The sequence below is a fragment of the Pseudoxanthomonas sp. SE1 genome (genome assembly GCF_029542205.1).
Classification (GTDB): domain Bacteria; phylum Pseudomonadota; class Gammaproteobacteria; order Xanthomonadales; family Xanthomonadaceae; genus Pseudoxanthomonas_A.
Window position 1 is genome coordinate 3907284 of record NZ_CP113783.1, and the last position, 18654, is coordinate 3925937.

Genomic DNA, 18654 nt, shown 5'->3' on the forward strand with positions numbered 1-18654 from the left:
AATGTCGAAATGACGCCCGGGGGAGGGATAACTGGGGGCTCCCTTCGTAGAACGGAGGCGATATAGCGGACAGCCGAAAGTACCCGTGGAGAAAAGAGGCGCTTTGAAGGAGGGAGCCATTTGAACGCGCGTTCTGGGTCTATGAGTGGCGTAGACCCGAAAGCAGGATCCAGCAACATTTCACGTATGTCTATTCCTTGAAATGCAGCAAGCGACACTAACGTGTTGATCGTCGGTCTGTAGATCACGCCACGTCGAGAGTTATTGGCGAGCCATCTCAGGCCATGAGTCTTGCGGCCGTCGAGGCCGTCAGATATGCCTCGGATCAGATCAACGTAGTTGTTCCACTGCACCGGCTCCGGAAGATTGCTTGAGCAGAGTGCTATCAAGCTAGCGCACTGACGCTCCTGCCACCGCTCGTGAGCGTCGACCTCCTCCGCTGGCGCACGGTACCCAAGTGCTGCGCGACACTTCCAGCAGGAGAGCCTCTTCCCAAGGGCTGACGCGGCAGGCTGCGAGGACTTGCAACTCGGACACTTCTCCACAAGTAGACAGCCATGCCAGCGGCATCGCAGCTGCAGTCCAAGTGACCATATGAGGGGCTCGTATGAAGAATCCTCGCTCCATTCGAAGAAGCAAGTTGGACACCACCGACGACGATTTGAGTCCCACCCGATCGCACGAATAGCGAGTACATTCTTCAAAGCCCAGAACGAGCCGCACTTCAGATACTCACTCGCACCGAGACGTTGCAATCCTTCAAGGCGATCTACGAATTCCAGAGACTGCCCACATACTGATGCATTGGAGACAATTCTGACATTTGATGCGTTCTTACAGGAGGCGCGAAGTATCGATGCGGCGCTAGTGTTGCACGCGGCCGCTAACCTTTGGACGTAGTATAGAGCGGACTCTACGTCGGGTTGCCCAACTCCTCTAAGTTCTAGCGGAGGAAGTGGGCACCAGAAACTCGCTCCGGCGTTCATTCTCGACGGCAACTGCTCATGGATCTACCGTTTCCTGAGCGATCTTCCATCGGGCACGAACGAGTGATGATCGTTCCTTCACGCTTCCAGCTTTCATCACTCGCTCAAACTCGTTCACATCTCGCCAAAGCGAACTCAAATCCGAATCGTTGTAGTACGACAAGCTCAAGTGTCGCCTCAGAAGCTTGGGCGCACCTTCATCTATAGCCCTCTTGGTTGCACGGTCGACCAGCTGCAAAACTTCACCAACCACACCTGCCGTCGCAGCAAGGATCTCCGGCGCCATGTTGATAAGAATGGCGTCACAGATCAAGGGCGACCTGGCTCCCACGGTCTTCAGAAACCGGGAGAATGAAACTCGATCTTCAGCTCGCTTGTCACTGTAGGGAGGAACCCAAATCACGCTTACGCGACGACGTAGTTCCGAGTGGATATCCCAAAGTCGAGCTGCTTGATACACGCCCGTCATGATGAACATCAAGCCTGTAGATTCTCCCAGAGACATGAGGTGCAGCGTATGGTCTGCCGGAGAGGTATCTCGGTGATTCACCAGAAGTGCGGTCACTTGATCAATGGAGACGTAGCGGCATCCGCGAGCACCTGAACCAGCTCGGAAAGCTTGCCACGTCTCCGCCTCGGTGACTCGCTTGCGTGGAACTGCATGCCAAATCGCTTTGCATTCGGCTAGCTCGCTACGCAACACCGAACACTCTTTCGCCGCGAAAGATCCCGAATCAAGTAGCCATTCCATACTTGGCGCATTCAGCTCGTCAACCAAGTTGTTCGCCAGATCTCGAGAACTAAAGTAGGCCCGGCTCGGCATCGTTGCAAAAACTTCGACAAGTGGCGTGCGACCTCTCCCCCAGTAGTGTGGATTACCGAACATCTCGCGTAGAGTCGATCGGCGGATCGTCGTCTTTCCCACGCCAGATGGCCCAATGATGAAGACCATGTGTCCTGAGCGGTGAAGTTCTAACTCACGCCGTAACTGCACTCTCGCAATCTTGTAGATAGGATGCTGAATCATCTTCATTAGAAATCCTCCCCCTCTTCGAAAGGGAGAACATCTGTGACGTCCAGGCCTCGCCCTGATTGCGTCTCCTCATGACCCGGGTCGGCGACCAACTGCTCTGGCCCCAAGTGTTGGGTTGAAGGTAAGGCAGCGATTGCGAGCTGATGTCGAGAGTAGCGCTTTTTCGCGAGATCTCGCTTCTTTAATCGAGCCTCTCGATGTACTTCCGGCCTAGACAGAAGCTCAAACAATTTTTCACTCGGGGATAGGTGCGCCTTCTCTATAACACTGGCATGGAACACCTTTACCCAAGCTCTATTCAGTTTGGCGTATGCGACTGTCGGGTCACACACGTCCGCACGCACCTCCGAGACGCAATCAAGCTTCAATCCATCGATTAGCTCGCGGCTTGTGTATCGTGCCTCTCCAATCCGAATTCCTCGGCGTCTGTCACAAGCCCAGGTACGGGGCTTTATGGATGTCTGTATGAGAATGTCGTCACCCCATAGACAATCTATTCCTCCGTGACCCGAATTCTTGAGGAGCTCCTCCCGCATCTCTCGTGGCGATCTTCCTCCCACACGTGGGGTATTGGGGAGATCCTCGTACACGTATGTGCTGAACTCCTCCAGTACTTCGGCGAAGCTCATGCGCGCGTGATGGATGCTCTTGAAGCGTCCATCGACCTTTCTCCCCAACTGATCATTCCACTTGCTGCCAGGCAGGGCATGCGCAACGCACGAATTGATCTGCTTAATAGTGTTTTCTGCAACCCCATTCCAAGCACTCCCAGCGGTTGGTGAATGCCTCAATGAGATCCTCATATCGCAGAACGACTTCAACCAATCGGAAGTGTTCTCTGCCCCGCGGTCCACATGTATCGTGCGTGGAAGGAAGCCATGCCTACGTACGTGCTCCCTGATCAACAGAGCTAGTCCATCGGTTCGCGCGGATCCGTAGATTACGGCGTGCGCCATCGAGTCATGGGTTGCGCCGTCGATTCCAATGTAGAAGACGCCGCTGGTTGCTGGGAAATGGTTTATTAAATCTGGCGCAAACGTTATATCAAATGGCGATGAGTCGATGTACAGCACCTGCCCATAGCGCATTGGTGATTGACTTCGATATCTTGGATCTGTGCTCGACCTAACCTGATGAAAGGATCGCATTCCGCCGGTGGCGAGTGCGCGAGATTCAGGGTTCTGCATGCGGCGTATCGCGTGGAGGCGCGAGTAACCCACGGGATCCACCTCGCGTCTGGCACACTCCTCCTCGAAGACAAACTCAAGCTCCTTAGAGTTCCTCGCTCCACCTCGGTTCCAGATTTCTATTGCCGCCTGGACTGCCTCCATTTGCTGCTTGTCGATTCTGTCGACCCGGTTCCCACTTTTCGAGTAGTTCGTAAGGCACGCCGACAACGGCGACTTGCCAGCATCTACGGCTATTGCGACCTCTCTTATGAGTTGCCGTAGCCTCACGGTCCCCTTCGTTCTGCCAGCCTCAAAGTCTTCAATCTTCCTCAGCCTTCCCAAGGCTCTGTTCACGTCAGTAGTTGACGCTGTGAGAATTGGATCGCATACATCGGGCTGAGCGAGTGACGCAGATAGATGCGCGAGGTGCAGGGCGTCAATCTCATTGGCCTGCTCTGAAGACGCACAGAGGAGGAATCTGTCAGCCTGATCAATCGGGAGGGAAGTGATTGGTCCGTATACGAGTCGCCGCGCGAGCATCCATAGTGCAACCTCCAGTCCAAAGCTGGGAAGCGCCTTTGAGATCGACTCTATGGATGCAGGTCGCGTGGTTAGAAGTCTTTTCACCCGCCCCATAAGGCTTACGTCTGGCTGGGCGAGGTCATTGAGTGTCGCGTGTATGGCTTCAAGGTTTCTTCCGTAGATGCCGTGTGGAAATGGCGGCGTCCAGGTGCGGAACGGTAGGCCGAGAACTTCCGCCGCAGCGATGTAGGGCTCATGGAACCACTGACCCTCTCTCCAACTCCAATCGCTGCGCGGTCGCAGCGCTACCTTCGCTAGCCACTCCTGAGTCTTGCACTCGACAAGCTCAGCGCAGTTTCCTCGAAAAACGAGGAAATCGATGTGCGCCGAGGAAATGTGACGTCTGCCCGCAATTGTGGTTCGCTCAATGTTTTGCAATGGCACTTGGACGTAGTAGCCGATCACTGTTGGATCCAACTCTAGTTCACGTGCAAATATCAGCTCGCAGGTATGGCTTTCCAAAACGCGAGCCGCACCGTTGACTCCCGAAGGGAGCGCGGTCCGGACATTAGTCAAGGCCGACTTGGCGACGTCCCGGAGTCCGCTGTTACGAATCATTTCTTCGATTAGAGCCGTGGACCTTTCTGAGAGGCCAAGGGCTGCATAGACGCACTCCCTTTCGACCATCGAAGGGCCGCCCAGTACCCTATTCACCTTCATGCGGATGCTCCCGACTGACTCGTTATGCGAATGAGAAAGCACAACACTCCCGTGCCAAGCGCAAAGAAGTCTTGACAAAGGAAACGAGGAGAGGGACAGTGCCGGCAGCGGCCCTACGAAGACGTCGCCGACCAAGAGACCCGCGAGTTACCACTCGCGGGTTTTTCCTGTTTGAGCCCCAGAAAACTAACGATGGCGGTTGTTTAGTTCACGGCGCGTGCCCTCGCACTTGCGATCGGAGATAGGCGCTCACGTCACTGGCGTGCGCGAACCAACCGCGCCGTCCGCACAACCTGAATAGGCTTACTGGAAGCCTCCCAGTTGCATGCGCGCGTCTAAGACCGGCTGGGTTGCTGAACCCTAATAGCCGTGACAAATCCTTCGCCTGCACTAGGGCTCCGTATGTCTCAGCGATCCAAGCTGTGGAGAGCGTATCGCTAGATGTTTCCACGTAGCATCCAGTGGCGCTGGGTTCGCTAGAACGCTAGCGCCTTTGCTAAGTTGATTCACCCAACGTAAGAGTTGGTTTTCCGCATACTTCCATTGGAGGCGTCATGGGTGAGCTTTACGACGCGATCTTTCGACTCTCTTCGCTGATGGAGCCTCAGAGAGGAAGGCCGGCCGGTGATGCAGTGGGACGCCTCCATAGGCGGATCATCTGGCACGCATGGGCTTTAAATGAAGGTGGCGAGGATAAGTTGGAGGCTCGCTACGTTCTGCGTAGGGAAAGCGGCGACGATCCGTTGTGCATGCGTCGAGATGAATTTGCAGCTTACAGCTCAGACTCCCGTTCTCTCTCGCCCGCTCGAATGCGTCTTGTCACACAGCGACATCCATTGGTTGGAACTATTGCAGGAATGCCATTCGCGTCTTTAAGTTTGAGACCACGAAGCCTGGCGGAGGTGCAGTGCTGGATTGAGCCGTACATAGGGGGCTACTACGAGGTAGGTGGCGTCAAGGTTAGTGGCTTCTATAGGTTTCCGGGCGATCCAATCGGAGGTCCCGCAGGACTGGGCCCGGCCTCGTTTGAGGACTACGAAGGATTGTGGCGCCGGGGCGACATGTACGGCTTGCTGTCTCTCGCGTGCCTGTTCCGTCTGATGCACTTGAAGAGGCAAGTGGATAGCCAATGGGTAGCCGCTTGTTACATGGCCATGGCTGTTAGAGACATGCGCAGCGACCCTTACCTGAGTCCTTTCATAGGGGAAGTGGCCTGCGCGACTACCGCGCTACTGCGGCTACTCCCAGACTGTTCTAGGCCCATCAGAGTAAGCATGAATTGAAAGAAGAGAGGTTTGCGTCCCGCGCTTTGATCTACGTGCGATGCGATTAGTCGACAGGACGGGGCGCGCGCCGCTTCTTGTTCATGGCACGCTGTCGCAGTCGATCGTAGATCAGCCTAGCCAATCTCACTAGTGCGTCAGGAGACGATAGGTGGCAACGACGCTTGCCCTGTACGAATCCCTCTCGGGAGTCGCGCCGAGCTGACTTTAGTAGTCCGCAATCGGCCAGAAGCGGACACCCCGTCAAGATGGAGCCAGCCCGCGAGGCGGCGTCGGCTTGAATGAATTGTTAGGCGGCAGGCCGCGTAGCAAAGGCATAGATGGCCTCTTCAAGATCGGTATCCCCGCCCTTTATCCGCTCAAGATAAAACGCAGAAAAGTCTGGGTGCTCCATTAGTTGCTTAACTTTGCTGGTGGATTGAGTGTAGAAGAAGTCATTGGCGACAGAGGTTGTAGGCGGCTTCTCACCAGTAAGGTGGGCCCTTGCACGATGCAAACAGTGCTGCGCAAGCCTGACCGAGTCGCGTGAGGCAACTGGTCGAACGACATCGAGAGGGGATCTTACGGTGCCGTCATGAAGTATCTCCGTGTACATGGATGGCTCCCGGCCCCGTCGTAGAGCGCCAATGAGCTCCATTGAAGCTTCAATGGCCTCCTCTAAACTATCCTTCTTGGTGAGGTACAGCGAAGGGCCGAATGCAGAGATGATCTTGGACTTGTGATCTAGGAGCTTCTCCCGGACAGCTTTAGCTACGCGCGGGTCGTCGAGGTTTCGTCCGGCCGCATTAAATGCCAGTGCAGATTTCCCGATCTCTTCGATGCCAGCCACTGCTAGAAAGTAGGCTCTTGCAAAGTTCTCGCTCTTTAGCAGTACTTCTGCTTCACCAACTAAAGCTTCGGCGTTCTCGAGTGCCGCCCTAGATAGCGATATGAGTGTCGATTTGCTGAGCTGTCTCATCTGCCGTCTAGCACCGGAATTGAGCCCCGCCGCGAGACGGTGTCGGCTTGAATGAGTTGTTAGGCCTCATCTCGCCGTAGTCTCTCGATTTTTTCGTCATGAGGTGAGTAGCTACTTTTCCCCTCAAACATGCCCTCTGAAACATGTAGCTTGTAGCTAGCGATTCGCTTCCATTTGGTGTTGGGTGACGAAATTATCTCCAGATAAAGCGTCATTTCACCGTTCTCTTCGTGATCCCATCGATCTGTCTCAAGCACAACGTGGATGTCTTTCTCTGAATTTGCACCGAGCGTGAACGGATACCAGTCGCGAACAACGGCGCTGTCAAGCCACTCAAATCGCTTGCTGCCAGATCGTTGGAACTGGGAGTAAGCAACGATCCACTTTGGATAGAACGAGAATCTGCGAGATGTTCGGTGACCCTTCAGCTCACAGACGAGCCTTACATCCAACACTTCTCCGGGCTGTCTACCAAGATTGTAGAAGGAGAGACCCATGTCAAAGCTTGGAATCCACCAGCTCTTACCATCTTCCGAGCCAGATATCTGAGGTGTGATTCGGTAGAGACGAAAGCTAGGCGCATCATGTGAGACGCGAAGCTTGAATGGGCGCAGGCTGTTTACCCAGAGTGATAAGAAAGAAACCACCAAGGCGAGAAGACTGATGATTATTGCGAGATGTCCGACCGTCATACAGTGCCTTTGAGGCCTAATGCCAAGATTGAGCTGTGCCGCGAAGCGGCATCGGCTTGAATGGATTGTTATACCTTGCTACTGCTGGCGAGCATACGAGACAGCTCAAGTATCGTGTTGGACGCGCTCTGGAAGCCGCTGAGGCCGACGCCTTGAACCTCATAGAAGTACGTGCCACGAGAGCTGAGTTGCTTATAGATGACGCGAGAACCTAATGCTGTCGCAAGGTTGACAATCGCCTCTTCCAAGGTCTTTCTCTGAGAGATCGCGGTGTTCTTGGTCGTCGTGTGGAAGCAGCGGTTAGCTGAAGGTGGTGCTTTGATGATTTCTGTCAGAGCCATGAGCTTTCCTTACGCGGCACAACTACTTAGCAGTTGAACCCCTAGGTCGGTTATACGACTTATCCAAAGCGCACCGTATGGAAGGCTATACCCTCGATAGGGCTCGATCTTAGGCCGACCACGTCCGGCTAACAACCCGATGAACAACCGTACCCAGTAGAGTTCGGTGTACTCGCTAAAGCGAATGTCCGCTCTGGGTCGGAAGCAGCCCTCAGGCGACCAATAATCCGACCCCACAAAGCGCGTGCTCCAGGTGCCCTCCCACGGATGATCGGGCGACCCTCCGCACCGCGATATCGAACGGAGGCGCCCCACAGGGTTCGGCGGGCCGCATTGCGAATGCCCATCTATGTGCTTCCCCGACGACATGCCGCAAGGCCCGCCGGGGCTGGACGCCTCACGCCATCGCGATGTGTTTCTTGATGCTTGAAAGCAGGCGGTTGCGGTCGAAGGGTTTCACCATGAAGTCCACCGCGCCCAGCTTGATGCTCTCGACCGCCACCTCGCGCGTGCTGTTACCGGTGATCAGAATGATGGGGACCCCGGCGAGTTCGCTGTTCGCCTTCACGATCTTTATCAGCTCGATGCCATCCGTGTCGGGAAGCCCGAAATCTACCAGGATCAGATCGGGCCGCCAGCCCCTAAGCAGCAGGATGGCCTCCGACGCACTCTTGGCGTAGCTCAATCGCAATCCCGCGTCGGCCAGCAGGTGACCGATCATGCGATGCTGGAATTCGTCGTCGTCGACCACCAGCACCTCGGGCTCTACATGCCGTGTCTGCGCGGATATGGCACGGGCATGGCCGATATGACTTTCCAGATGCGCCTTCAGGGCCGTCACCCACGCCGCTACTTCGGCCAGGTCCCCGCACTCGCGGATCTGTGTCAGCAGCGCGCGTGCCGCGTCGTAGGACTGGGCGGGCAGCGTGCCGGATAGCCCCTCGACGAACGCCTGCATGCCGTCGCCGGCACCGTGCAGCCTGCGCGAGACATCCCCCATTGCCCTGTCGCCAGCGGCTAAGGTGTCCAGGACGGCCTGCTCCAGTTGCGCCATGTGGCGGGCGTTGGCCGCGATGCCGGAAATGCGCGAGTTCCATGCACTCGATTCCTGGAGCGCGCGCACGGCGGCGATGACCGCCATGCCCAGCCGCCGAGGGTCGTCGCTGATCGGCCAGAAGACGACGTAATCGTCGAAGCGCTTGTCCTTGCAGAGATGAAAGGCGCGCACGGCGTCGGCGCGCTTGCACAGAACGACCGCCTTGTGCCGCAGCGACGCCAGCTGCGCCGATGCCCGGAACAGCCCCAGGTACCAGCTCTCCGCCTCGTCGAGATCATGGAATGCCAGCACCAGCACGCTCGGCTTGATGGCTTCGGCCTGCTGGTAGGCGGCCTCGATGTTCGACGTGGCCACCTCAAGCGCGACCTGCTGCATGATCATCTCGGCCAGCAGGCGGCGGTCGGAATTCGAATCGCAGACGACCAGCACGGGGGCCGCATGGGAGCTGTCGCCGGGTTTGGAATCCACGTTCATCCGGGTCAGTCCCCGCGTGCCTCGCCCACGCCGCGCAGCCGCGAGGGGCCGTCCCACGCGCGCGTCCATGGAATCACTTCGTCGATGGGCAGCGCGGGCGAGAAGTAGTACCCCTGCGCCTGGGCTGCGCCCAGCTCGCGCACCAGGTGGAACTCCTCTTCCGTCTCCACGCCTTCGGCCACCGTGGTCATGCCCAGGTCCGCGGCCAGTGCCAGGGTGGATTGCAGGATCTTGCGGCCACGCTCGTTCCTGGCCGCGCCTGCGACGAAGCTGCGGTCGATCTTGAGCTCGTCGAACGGCAGGTCGCGGAGATTGGCGAGCGAAGAGTGACCGGTGCCGAAGTCGTCGATCGACAGCGAGATCTTCCGCAGCCTCAAGCGGTTCGCGGTATCCAGCTGGGCGCTCGGCTGCACGAACGCCTCTTGTTCGGTGATTTCCAGGGTGAGGTTCTCCAGCGGCGCCTGGAAGCGCGAGGCCAGCGCAACGATGGACTCCGTAAGCCTGATGTCGGCCAGCAGTTCGGCGGTGACGTTGACGGACACCGTCCAGGGATGGCCGCGCCCCGCCCATTCGGCGAGATCGGAGATGGCGGTGATCAACACCGTGCTGGACACCTCCTTCATGTGGGCGGCATAGCGCTGCGTCGTCGCCAGATTGCCCGGCGTCAGGATCCCGTGCGTCTCGCTCCGCCAGCGCGCGAGCGCCTCGAAGCCGACGACCTCCAGGGTCCTGAGGTCGATCTTGGGCTGGTACCAGGGCTCGACGTTCTCCACCGCCACCTGGTCGAGCTCGGACTCGTACAGTTCCAGAGGCTTGCGGGTGGAAGCCGATGCGGCGGACATGCGAAGGACATCGCGCAGCGCCAGCTCCAGCTCATTGGGATAGACCGGCTTGTGCAGCGCGGGACCTACGCACAGCCCGTGCGCCATCGCCAGCTCCCGGGCCGACCCCACGATGGCCGTCTCCTCCGCCGAGAACAGCAGCAGCCCGCCGGAATAGCCCAGCGAGGCGATGTTGCGGATGAACTCCACGCCATCCATTCCCGGCATCTGCAGGTCGCAGACCACGACGGCGACCCGGTCGTGGGTCTGGGCCAGGGACTCCAGCGCGCTGGCGGCATCGTCGTAGACACGGATCGTGTCGATGCCCTGCGCACGCAGCCCCAGGTTCCTCAGCTGCATCTCGACCACGCGAAGGGTGATGCGGTCGTCGTCGACCACCACTATCTCCATGGGAACCTCCTTATCCATCGGTTTCTCCTCTCTCTTCCAATCTCTTGATCGCCTGAGTGGTTTCTTCCAGCAGCCCCACCGCTTCGCTGAGCAGCATCACCAGCACCTCCTGGCTGAGCGGACCATCGGCGACAAGGGCTGCGCGCTCCAGCTCGGAGCAGATTTCCGCGAAGGGCAAGGCGCCGACCGCGCGGGAGGACGATTTCAGCCGATGGGCGATGCCCGCGATCGTGGTGACGTCGTCCCTCAGGCTTGCGCTCTGCAGGTCGAACGTGGCCTGGCGCAGCGACTCCCCGAAGGCCGACAGGAGCTCGGCATGCACGGACTTGTCGCTGCCCACCAGTTGCTCCAGGACAGACAGGTCCAGCCTTTCGGCGCCTGCCGGGACGGCGGCCGCCGCCAGGGCGCTGTCGCTGTGGACCGAGGTCAGGCGCGTCAGGGACTCCTGCAGCGACGTCAGGGTGGTGGGCTTGACCAGGTATTCGTCCGCCTTCAGATCGACCGTGGTCGCCTCCGTACGGATGGCGTTCGCCGTCAGCACGATCACTGGGATATCGCGCTGCCGGGCATCGGCCTTGAGGCGACCGATCAGCGTGTAGCCGTCCATGTTGGGCATGTGGAGGTCGGTGATGACGACGGCATACCGCCGCTGCTCCAGAAGCGCCAGGGCTTCCAGGCCGTCCCCGGCCACATCGGCGACGTACCCGAGCAGTTCGAGCTGCCGCAGGATGACCTTCTGGTTGGTGATGTCGTCCTCGACGACGAGCACGCGCCCACGCTGCGCGGGAGCGCTGGCGGCGCTGCCTGCCGCGGGTTTGTCGGCGCCGGAGGGCGCGAGCGGCCAGTCGAATTCGATGCCCGCACTGAGGCACACCGCAGACAGGAGGGCGCGCTGCCTCAGGATGGAGGCATCAAGCACCACGGTGCCGTCGTCTATCCGCCGCGGCGAGCGCCTGCGTCCGCGCGTGACGACGAGCCGGGCCACGCCGGCGACCCCATCCATGCAGGGCGGCAGCATCAACCAGCCCCTGGCCTTGTAGTCCGCGCCGTGCAGGAGCAGCGCATCGGGGCGGGACGCAAGCACCTTCGCCGCCAGCTCCATGCCGGGGACCTGGCTGACGTTCGCGCCCGCGTAGCGCAGGTACGAGCAGACATCGTCGGCGTCGTACACCGCGCTCTGCGTCACCAGCACCTCCAGGCCGTCCAGCCTGAGGTTCAACGAGGGCGACTGGGTCACGCCTGCGACCGGAATGCGCGCGTAGAACGTCGATCCTACGTCCAGCTGGCTGGTGGCCCAGATGGATCCACCCATCAGGTCGACCAGCTGCTTGCAAATGGCCAGCCCCAGACCGGTGCCGCCGAACCGGCGCGTGGTCGAGGCTTCGGCCTGGGTGAACACATGGAACAGGCGGTCCATGTTTTCCGGGGAAATGCCTATCCCGTTGTCGGCCACGGTGACCAGCAGCCAGCCGTTGTCGTCGCGGTCCTCCTCGATCGCGAACCTTACGCGCCCCCGCTTGGCGCGACTTCCGCTGAACTTGATCGCATTGCCCAGCAGGTTGAAGAAGACCTGCCTCATCCTCACCGGGTCGGCCAGCACCGTCTCGGGCAGGCCGGGGGAGATGTAGAGGTTGACGTCCACGCCTTTGGCGACCGCCTCGGCATTGAGGGTCTCGCAGACGGACTCGGCGAGGGGCTCGAGCGCCGTGGGCTGCCGCACGATCTCCAGCCGGCCGGCTTCGATCTTCGAGAAATCCAGGATGTCGTCGATCAGCCGCAGCAGGTTGGTGGCCGATTCGTGGATCGTCTTCAACGCATCGTTCTGCCGGCTGCCCAGCTCGCTTCGGGAAAGCACCTCCACCATGCCCAGCACGCCGTTCATGGGCGTGCGTATCTCATGGCTCATCGACGCCAGGAACGCGGACTTGGCCCGGCTGGCGGATTCGGCCTGCTGCTTGGCCGCCTGCAGCTCCGCCGTGCGCTGCGCGACGATCCGTTCCAGGTCTTCATTGAGCGTGCGGAGCTCGCGCTCGGCCAGCTTCTGGTCGCTGATGTCCAGGGCGACGCCCTGCATCGACCCGGCATGCTCGCCGTCGGAGGGGAACATCCTTCCGATGATCGACACCCAGCGCACGTCGCCGGTCGCGGCGGGCACCCTCACCTCCACACGGAATTCCTGCTCCTCCTGGAGGACATGCCGCAGTTGCCGGTCCTTGGCCTCCCGCTCTTCGGCGTGTATCCGCTCCAGGAATTCCAGATAGCCGATGGAACCGGTGGGCGCCAACCCGAACATCTCGGCGCACCTGTCCGACCAGACGATCCGGCGCTGCTCCCTGTTCCAGCTCCAGGTCCCCAGGCCGGCGGCGCGGATGGCCAGGCGAAGGCTCTGTTCGCTGTTTTCCAGGGCGATCTGCGCCGCCCGGCGTGCCGTGATGTCCCGGAAGTAGACCGACAGCTCGCCCTCGTGCGGGTAGGCGCGCACTTCGAACCACGCCTGGAGCGGTTGGTAGAAAGCGACGAATTCGCGGGCCGTATCGGTCCGCACGGCTTCTTCGTACTGCGCCTGGAACTCGCTTCCCACCGCTTCCGGGAACGCATCCCAGATGTTGTAGCCCAGCAGCTTCCCCCGATGCTCGTGCAGCAGCCGTTCGGCCTGCCGGTTCACGTACCGGAAGGCGAAGTTTCGGTCCAGCTGGAAGAACGCGTCGGTGATGCTCTCCAGGGTGTTGGTCAGCCGGGCCGCCACGTTGGCCATCTGCTGCTCGGCCCGGTAGCGCGCCGAGGAATCCAGGAAGGCGCCGCGGATGTACGCCACGTTGCCCGCGGCGTCCCGCTCGGCCGTGCCCACGCAGCGCACCCAGAGGCATTCGCCGGTGGCCGAGATGATCTCGAACTCCTCGTCGATGGGCGCGCCATCGATTTCGCACGAAGCGAAGGCTTCGATCAGGTGGTTGCGCCATTCGGGGGCGATGAACTGCACCGCCTGCTCCGGCGTCGGGTGGGTGCCCTCGGGCATGCCATGGATTTCGGCCACCTGGCCCGACCAGGTGATCTGGCGTTCGCGCACGTCGTACTGCCACCCGCCGAACCGGACCATCCGGCTGGCGAAGCGCGCCAGGGCGGACACCTCATCGGCCTGTCTCTGCGCCAGCTTCTGCGCCGTGATGTCTTCGTGCACGACCAGCACGTGCGGTGCCGCCGTGCCCGCGCTGGACGTGAAGCAGGACGCGCGCGCGACGAACCAGCGTGGCCGGTCGGGGGCATCGCAGGGATATTCCAGCTGAAAGCCGCCCGATCCGGCCTGCACCACCTCGGCGAACAGCTCGACGAACTTGCGCGCGTAGGGGTCGTCGCAGGCCGCGGCGCGCTTGCAGACGAGCAGGTAGTTGGCACCCTCGGCAACGGCGCCCGGATCGATGCCTGCGCTGTGCGAGGCCTGCTTCCACGCTTCATTGGTGAACAGCAAGGTGCCGGACTCGCCCACGATGCAGGCCGGGTGGGGCAAAGCGTCCAGCGCCGCGCGTGCCAGATCCTGGTGCAGTGCCATGAGTGATGTCGCCGCCGCGTCCATGAACTAGCGTGGAAGCAAGCCTGTGGCTTCGGACGGTAGCGGAGCGTGATGAGTCGCCTTTAAATGTGACGTGCGTCGCAACGTGGCCTGAATGATGAGCAGCATGAAGACTCGTGGGCGGTCAGGGGAAGTCCGCGCGACTTCTCATCGGCCCCGATTCCGGATTCTTTAGGCCAGGACCCCATCCGGCAGGACGCGTACGCCCCGCGCTTCGCCCTTCAGCACGGCCACCTGCTCCATGTGCTTGCGGTCGCTGATGGCGTCCTGCACCTTGAACCAGTGCTCCACTGGCATGCCGTACTGCCTCTCGGTCGAGGGGTGCCTTATAGCCTGTGGGCTGGCGGCGGCATGCAGACTACGGCCGAGGAGCTTTTGCGCTGGATTATCGCGCTGTCCGAGGAGCGGTTGATAGACGCGGAGCACATGCAATGGTTGTGGCAACCGGAATCGCTCACTAGCGGTGCGCAGAGTGAATGGGCCTTGGGCTGGCCGGTACTTAAAGCGGATTTTCCCCGCCAAGTCGCGGGCATCGGCGGCGCACGGGCTGCCTTTGTTGTCTATCCTGACGAAGATCTGGCCGTCATCGTACTGACCAACCTCGCAGGTTCGAATCCTCAAAGATTCATCCGTCGCATCGGCGAGTTTTATCAATCCCGTCCCAATACGACCGCCCACTAGGCCGCCCTTGTCGGAGGCCTACGTTAAAAGGTTGTGTCCTGTCTGCTTTCGGCCAAGAGGGCCGCTCTCAATCGTGATGGCCGGGCGCGCGCAGGCTATCCTGTCGCGCATGGACGAGCAAGAAGAGGTAGTGTTCGGAGATCGGGCCACAGCCATCATGTGGAGCCCGGATATCGTGAGCTTCATGCGCGGAGCCGGTACTGATCGCGAACTAGACATTCGGAATGCTGCGGACGCACTGAGTATGACGCTCCGCGTCTGGCTCGCAGGACCTGCTTCCAATGATCCGCATGGGCCTGGCTAGCAGCTCTGTTGGATGGCATGCCAATGCATCGACAAGGTCTTAAGTGTCCTGTTTAAAAGGCATAGACCAGAGACTGCCTCTTGGAGTACCTGCGCGTGGCACTGGATGTCCGCTTCCGGCCAGAAGCGGACATTGCTAAATCTCTGGCAATCAGAAGTAGCTGTCTTGCATGAAGAAGCTGCGGTACTGCTTGGATCGATGAGTGGGGAAGTGCTACGCAGAGGGGAGGAGGCCTCCTCTGCGTACGGGCTGTCATCACGACAGTCTTCCGCCAAGGGTGAGGGCGGCATCAACTGGCTCGGGGAATGCCAGCGAATTAATGAGCGGCGCGCCAAGGAGACGACAGCCCGCTCGGTGAGGTCAGGCTAGCTTGGGATAGTCCGTGTATCCCTCCTCGCCTTGGCTGTAGTAGGTCTCCATGCGATCCTCGTTCAACTCCGAGTTGTTTCGCAGGCGATCCACTAGATCAGGATTGGCGAGGAAGGGACGTCCGAAGCTGATCGCATCCGCTAGTCCGTTCGAAAGATCGGCCTGCGAGCGCTTCAGGTCGTAGTCGCTGTTGAGAATCAGCGGCCCCTTGAAATGCTTGCGAAGCACCGGAGAAAGACGTGGCACGTCGGTTGATCCAAACGTGCCGTCCGGACCCGGCTCGCGCAGCTCAAGGAATGCGATACCAATATCATCCAGCGCCACTGCAGCCGCGGAGAACAGGGGCTCGGGATTGCTGTCGTCCACCCCATAGCTCTCGCCGTTGGGAGACAGGCGAACGGCCATGCGATCTGCACCAACTGCGTTAGCCACCGCGCCAGTAACTTGTTTGAGTAGGCGAATCCTGTTGGCGATGCTTCCGCCATACTCATCCGTCCGGGTGTTGCTGCTATCGCGAAGGAATTGATCGATCAGTTGGCCGTTCGCTGCATGGATCTGTACACCGTCGAAGCCTGCGGCGATCGCATTGTTGGCGGCTCGGACGTAGTCCTGGATCAATCCCGGGATCTCATCGGAATCAAGCGGCCTAGCGGCCTCGAAGGGCTTCTTCCCATCGTACGTATGCGCATCACCTGGCATGGTGGTCGCACTGGAAGATACCGGGTGAATTCCTGTTACCGCTGAGTGTGCCATGCGCCCCATGTGCCAGAGCTGCGCGATGATGAGCCCACCGTTTGCATGTACGGCACGTGTTACGGGCTTCCATGCCTCAACCTGCTCCTCAGACCACAGGCCCGGCGCGTAGGGCCAACCCACAGCGTGCTGGGAGATGCCCGTGGCTTCACCGATGATCAGGCCGGCCGAGGCACGCTGAGCGTAGTATTCGGCCATGATCGGAGTCGGAACGTGCTCTCTTGTCGAGCGCGCGCGCGTCAGCGGCGCCATGATAACGCGGTTCTTGGCCTTTAGGGCGCCGAGAGAGATGGGATCAAAGAGTGTTGACATGGTGTTCCTCCAAGCTGGCGTGCGCGTGTTAGTTCGGGCGAAATTGCCGCGTTGTTGCTGACCGACGGCTTGTTGATCAGCGCTGCTCTGCTTCAGGAGCGCGGGTGTGTCGAGAAGTCTGATTCCGGTGCTTGCGCGCAAACAGCCCTGATCTCGACTAACTCTCTTGCCACTTCTGGAATAATTCAGAGAGGCGGTCGGACTGGGCGAAGAGCGTCCAGTCCGTCGGCGAGAGAACCGCGTACCTTCGCGCTCTTCGGGCGCAGGCGCCGATGATCCATTTGTGATGTATCTGTTATCACCGGCACTATTGCGCGTAGCGGAATTCAGTAATTCCTAAGTCGGCATTCCTTTGCGAGCAGCACCGCTAGACCATGCTGTTGAACAGAGGTTGGCGTAGTCCTATCTGCCTCATTGAGCACGCACTGGAACGCACGGGTATCAGGCCGCCATGTACTTTCGGTACAAAGAACACCAGATCCATTTCACCGACGATGGACGGGGCGATGCACTCGTCTTCCTGCACGGACTGGGTGGCAACGCTCGCAACTGGACCTACCAGCGGCAGCATTTCGTCTCCCGCCGGCGGGTGATTTGCCTTGACTTGCCGGGCCATGGCAAGTCGGAGGGCAAGAACATCGAGTTCTCAGCGTTCGTGGACGTAGTCATTGCCCTGATCGATCACCTGGGTATCGACAAGGTGGCGATCTGCGGCCTGTCCAAAGGCGCCCGTGTCGGCTTAGGTGTGGCGGCACGCGCCAGGGATCGGGTCAGCGCGCTGATCGTGGTCAATACATGCCTGTGCCTGAGCCCATCGGATCAGGCTGCCCGAACGACGCTGTACGACGAGCTCCTGCTGGGGCCGGCCGGCATGCAGTCATGGGCAAGGCAGTTACTCGCCCAGATGGCTATCGAGGAAGGCACGACCATCTACCAGGGCTTCCTGCGTTCGCTCAATAGCTTGGACGGTCCCTACATCCGGGCGTTGTTCCAGCAGATCCAGGACTACGACCAGCGCTCAGAGGTCGCCACGATCTCGAGTCCCACCTTGCTCATCCATGGCGCCAAGGACCAGATCGTGCCTTCCTACTGCCACGGCGAGCTACAGCAACTGATTCCGCACGCTGTGCACCAGGTCTTTGAGCGGTGCGGTCATCTGCCATACCTGGAGGCTCCGGAGCGTTTCAATGAGGCCGTCGAGTCGTTCCTGAGCGATGAGGCATCGTAGGTAACCTCCACCGTTTCAGACCTGCAAAGTCAATGTTCCCGCAGAAGAGGCCCATGAGACGCAGGGGCAGAAAGAATGCGCCCTCTGTTCTTCCGTCAGGCAATTGTCGCGATGGATGGGCGTTCCGTCGGTGTAGGTGGTGATGCAGGCCCCACACTCCCCGCGCCGGCAGTCCGAGGCGATCCATGCACCGGCCGCTTCCATCGCATCGAGCAATGTGGTCCCCACCGGCACATCCACTTCGATGTTGGACTCGGACAGGGCCAGCTTTACCGGGCCATCGGTCATGGACCACGCTGGCCCGAAGCTCTCAAAGTGCACCCGCTTTGCCTGTACACCATGCGCGCCGGCCGCCAGGCGAACACGGTCGATCAGCGAGGAAGGTCCACACACGTAGAAGTGCGTGTCAGCTTCATGGGCGTGGGTTTTCAGCAACTGGTTGATGTCGATCCGCCTGAAAGTGTCGCTCTCTGTGAAGTACACCGTCACGCGATCGCAGTCCTCGCCGAGCAACACTTCCTGAAAGACCATCTCAGCGCGTGACTTTGAGGAGTAGTGCAACTCAAAGGACGTGCCGGTCTGGCGAAGCCGCGAAATGATGCTGAGCATGGGCGTGATGCCGATGCCGCCTGCTATCAGCACGTAGTGCTGGCCATCCGGCGCGATGCTGAACTCGCTGATGGGGCTCGATGCTTCTAATAGTGCGCCCACTGCAAGTCGCTCGTGCAGAAACTTGGAGCCCCCACGGCCGTTTGGGTTCTTCTTTACTGCGATCTCGTAGTACAAGCCGCCCTGTGGGTCAGAGACTAGCGAGTACTTTCGCTGCACGGGCTCGTTCTCGAGATCAAAACCCAAGGCCAAGTGCGAGCCCGGCTCGAAAGCGGGCAGCAGCTGACCGTCCGTCGATTCCAGACGTATCAAGTGAACACTGGTTGTCAGGGCACTGATTTGGCTCACACGCAACTGCATGTT

The 18654-nt window shown here is 59.9% G+C and carries 13 protein-coding genes; 2 read left to right on the plus strand and 11 right to left on the minus strand.

All coding sequences use genetic code 11. The features are described 5' to 3' along the window. Window positions 1-1002: 1002 nt before the first annotated feature. The 9 genes from OY559_RS18375 to OY559_RS18415 all read right to left on the minus strand — a co-directional run bounded on the left by OY559_RS18375 (window position 1003) and on the right by OY559_RS18415 (window position 14332). On the minus strand, window positions 1003-2019 hold the full coding sequence (locus tag OY559_RS18375) for an ATP-binding protein (protein ID WP_277727727.1): 1017 nt from the start codon (window positions 2017-2019) through the stop codon (window positions 1003-1005). Next, entirely contained in the window at window positions 2019-4430 is a 2412-nt protein-coding gene (locus tag OY559_RS18380; protein WP_277727728.1) for a hypothetical protein, read from the minus strand. The genes OY559_RS18375 and OY559_RS18380 overlap by 1 nt, the downstream gene beginning before the upstream one ends. Before the next feature lie 1572 nt (window positions 4431-6002). Further along, entirely contained in the window at window positions 6003-6671 is a 669-nt protein-coding gene (locus OY559_RS18385; protein ID WP_277727730.1) for an AbiV family abortive infection protein, read from the minus strand. 59 nt (window positions 6672-6730) lie between these two features. Next, window positions 6731-7363, minus strand: a complete 633-nt coding sequence (locus tag OY559_RS18390; protein WP_277727732.1) for a hypothetical protein — start codon at window positions 7361-7363, stop codon at window positions 6731-6733. A 68-nt stretch (window positions 7364-7431) separates the two neighbouring features. Further along, window positions 7432-7704, minus strand: coding sequence for a hypothetical protein (locus OY559_RS18395; protein WP_277727733.1), 273 nt, complete (start codon window positions 7702-7704; stop codon window positions 7432-7434). Between the two features lie 397 nt (window positions 7705-8101). Beyond that, window positions 8102-9190: a response regulator gene (locus OY559_RS18400; RefSeq protein ID WP_277727735.1), complete on the minus strand. Its 1089-nt coding sequence runs from the start codon at window positions 9188-9190 to the stop codon at window positions 8102-8104. Between the two features lie 50 nt (window positions 9191-9240). Next, on the minus strand, window positions 9241-10467 hold the full coding sequence (locus OY559_RS18405) for an EAL domain-containing response regulator (RefSeq protein ID WP_277727737.1): 1227 nt from the start codon (window positions 10465-10467) through the stop codon (window positions 9241-9243). A 10-nt stretch (window positions 10468-10477) separates the two neighbouring features. After that, entirely contained in the window at window positions 10478-14014 is a 3537-nt protein-coding gene (locus tag OY559_RS18410) for an ATP-binding protein (protein ID WP_277727739.1), read from the minus strand. 192 nt (window positions 14015-14206) lie between these two features. Then, on the minus strand, window positions 14207-14332 hold the full coding sequence (locus OY559_RS18415) for a hypothetical protein (RefSeq protein ID WP_277727741.1): 126 nt from the start codon (window positions 14330-14332) through the stop codon (window positions 14207-14209). A 24-nt stretch (window positions 14333-14356) separates the two neighbouring features. Between OY559_RS18415 and OY559_RS18420 the strand changes: the two genes are divergently transcribed. Next, window positions 14357-14716, plus strand: a complete 360-nt coding sequence (locus tag OY559_RS18420) for a serine hydrolase (protein ID WP_343228738.1) — start codon at window positions 14357-14359, stop codon at window positions 14714-14716. Window positions 14717-15380: 664 nt separating this feature from the next. On the opposite strand, the gene OY559_RS18425 is transcribed toward OY559_RS18420, so the two are convergent. Then, the gene (locus OY559_RS18425) at window positions 15381-16454 is read right to left on the minus strand and encodes an alkene reductase (RefSeq protein WP_277727744.1); all 1074 of its coding nucleotides are present in this window, start codon (window positions 16452-16454) and stop codon (window positions 15381-15383) included. A 451-nt stretch (window positions 16455-16905) separates the two neighbouring features. Here OY559_RS18425 and OY559_RS18430 point away from each other — a divergent pair, with 451 nt between their 5' ends. Then, entirely contained in the window at window positions 16906-17682 is a 777-nt protein-coding gene (locus tag OY559_RS18430; RefSeq protein ID WP_277727745.1) for an alpha/beta fold hydrolase, read from the plus strand. A 15-nt stretch (window positions 17683-17697) separates the two neighbouring features. Here OY559_RS18430 and OY559_RS18435 read toward each other — a convergent pair whose 3' ends face one another. Continuing rightward, window positions 17698-18651: a PDR/VanB family oxidoreductase gene (locus OY559_RS18435; RefSeq protein WP_277727746.1), complete on the minus strand. Its 954-nt coding sequence runs from the start codon at window positions 18649-18651 to the stop codon at window positions 17698-17700. Window positions 18652-18654 lie beyond the last annotated feature (3 nt).

What these genes read in the sequence shown, in the direction of transcription:
- OY559_RS18410 (WP_277727739.1), bottom strand. Translation starts at nt 14,014, where the DNA reads ATGGCACTGCACCAGGATCTGGCACGCGCGGCGCTGGACGCTTTGCCC.
- OY559_RS18390 (WP_277727732.1), bottom strand. Translation starts at nt 7,363, where the DNA reads ATGACGGTCGGACATCTCGCAATAATCATCAGTCTTCTCGCCTTGGTG.
- OY559_RS18395 (WP_277727733.1), bottom strand. Translation starts at nt 7,704, where the DNA reads ATGGCTCTGACAGAAATCATCAAAGCACCACCTTCAGCTAACCGCTGC.
- OY559_RS18375 (WP_277727727.1), bottom strand. Translation starts at nt 2,019, where the DNA reads ATGAAGATGATTCAGCATCCTATCTACAAGATTGCGAGAGTGCAGTTA.
- OY559_RS18430 (WP_277727745.1), top strand. Translation starts at nt 16,906, where the DNA reads ATGTACTTTCGGTACAAAGAACACCAGATCCATTTCACCGACGATGGA.
- OY559_RS18415 (WP_277727741.1), bottom strand. Translation starts at nt 14,332, where the DNA reads ATGCCAGTGGAGCACTGGTTCAAGGTGCAGGACGCCATCAGCGACCGC.
- OY559_RS18425 (WP_277727744.1), bottom strand. Translation starts at nt 16,454, where the DNA reads ATGTCAACACTCTTTGATCCCATCTCTCTCGGCGCCCTAAAGGCCAAG.
- OY559_RS18380 (WP_277727728.1), bottom strand. Translation starts at nt 4,430, where the DNA reads ATGAAGGTGAATAGGGTACTGGGCGGCCCTTCGATGGTCGAAAGGGAG.
- OY559_RS18385 (WP_277727730.1), bottom strand. Translation starts at nt 6,671, where the DNA reads ATGAGACAGCTCAGCAAATCGACACTCATATCGCTATCTAGGGCGGCA.
- OY559_RS18435 (WP_277727746.1), bottom strand. Translation starts at nt 18,651, where the DNA reads ATGCAGTTGCGTGTGAGCCAAATCAGTGCCCTGACAACCAGTGTTCAC.
- OY559_RS18405 (WP_277727737.1), bottom strand. Translation starts at nt 10,467, where the DNA reads ATGGAGATAGTGGTGGTCGACGACGACCGCATCACCCTTCGCGTGGTC.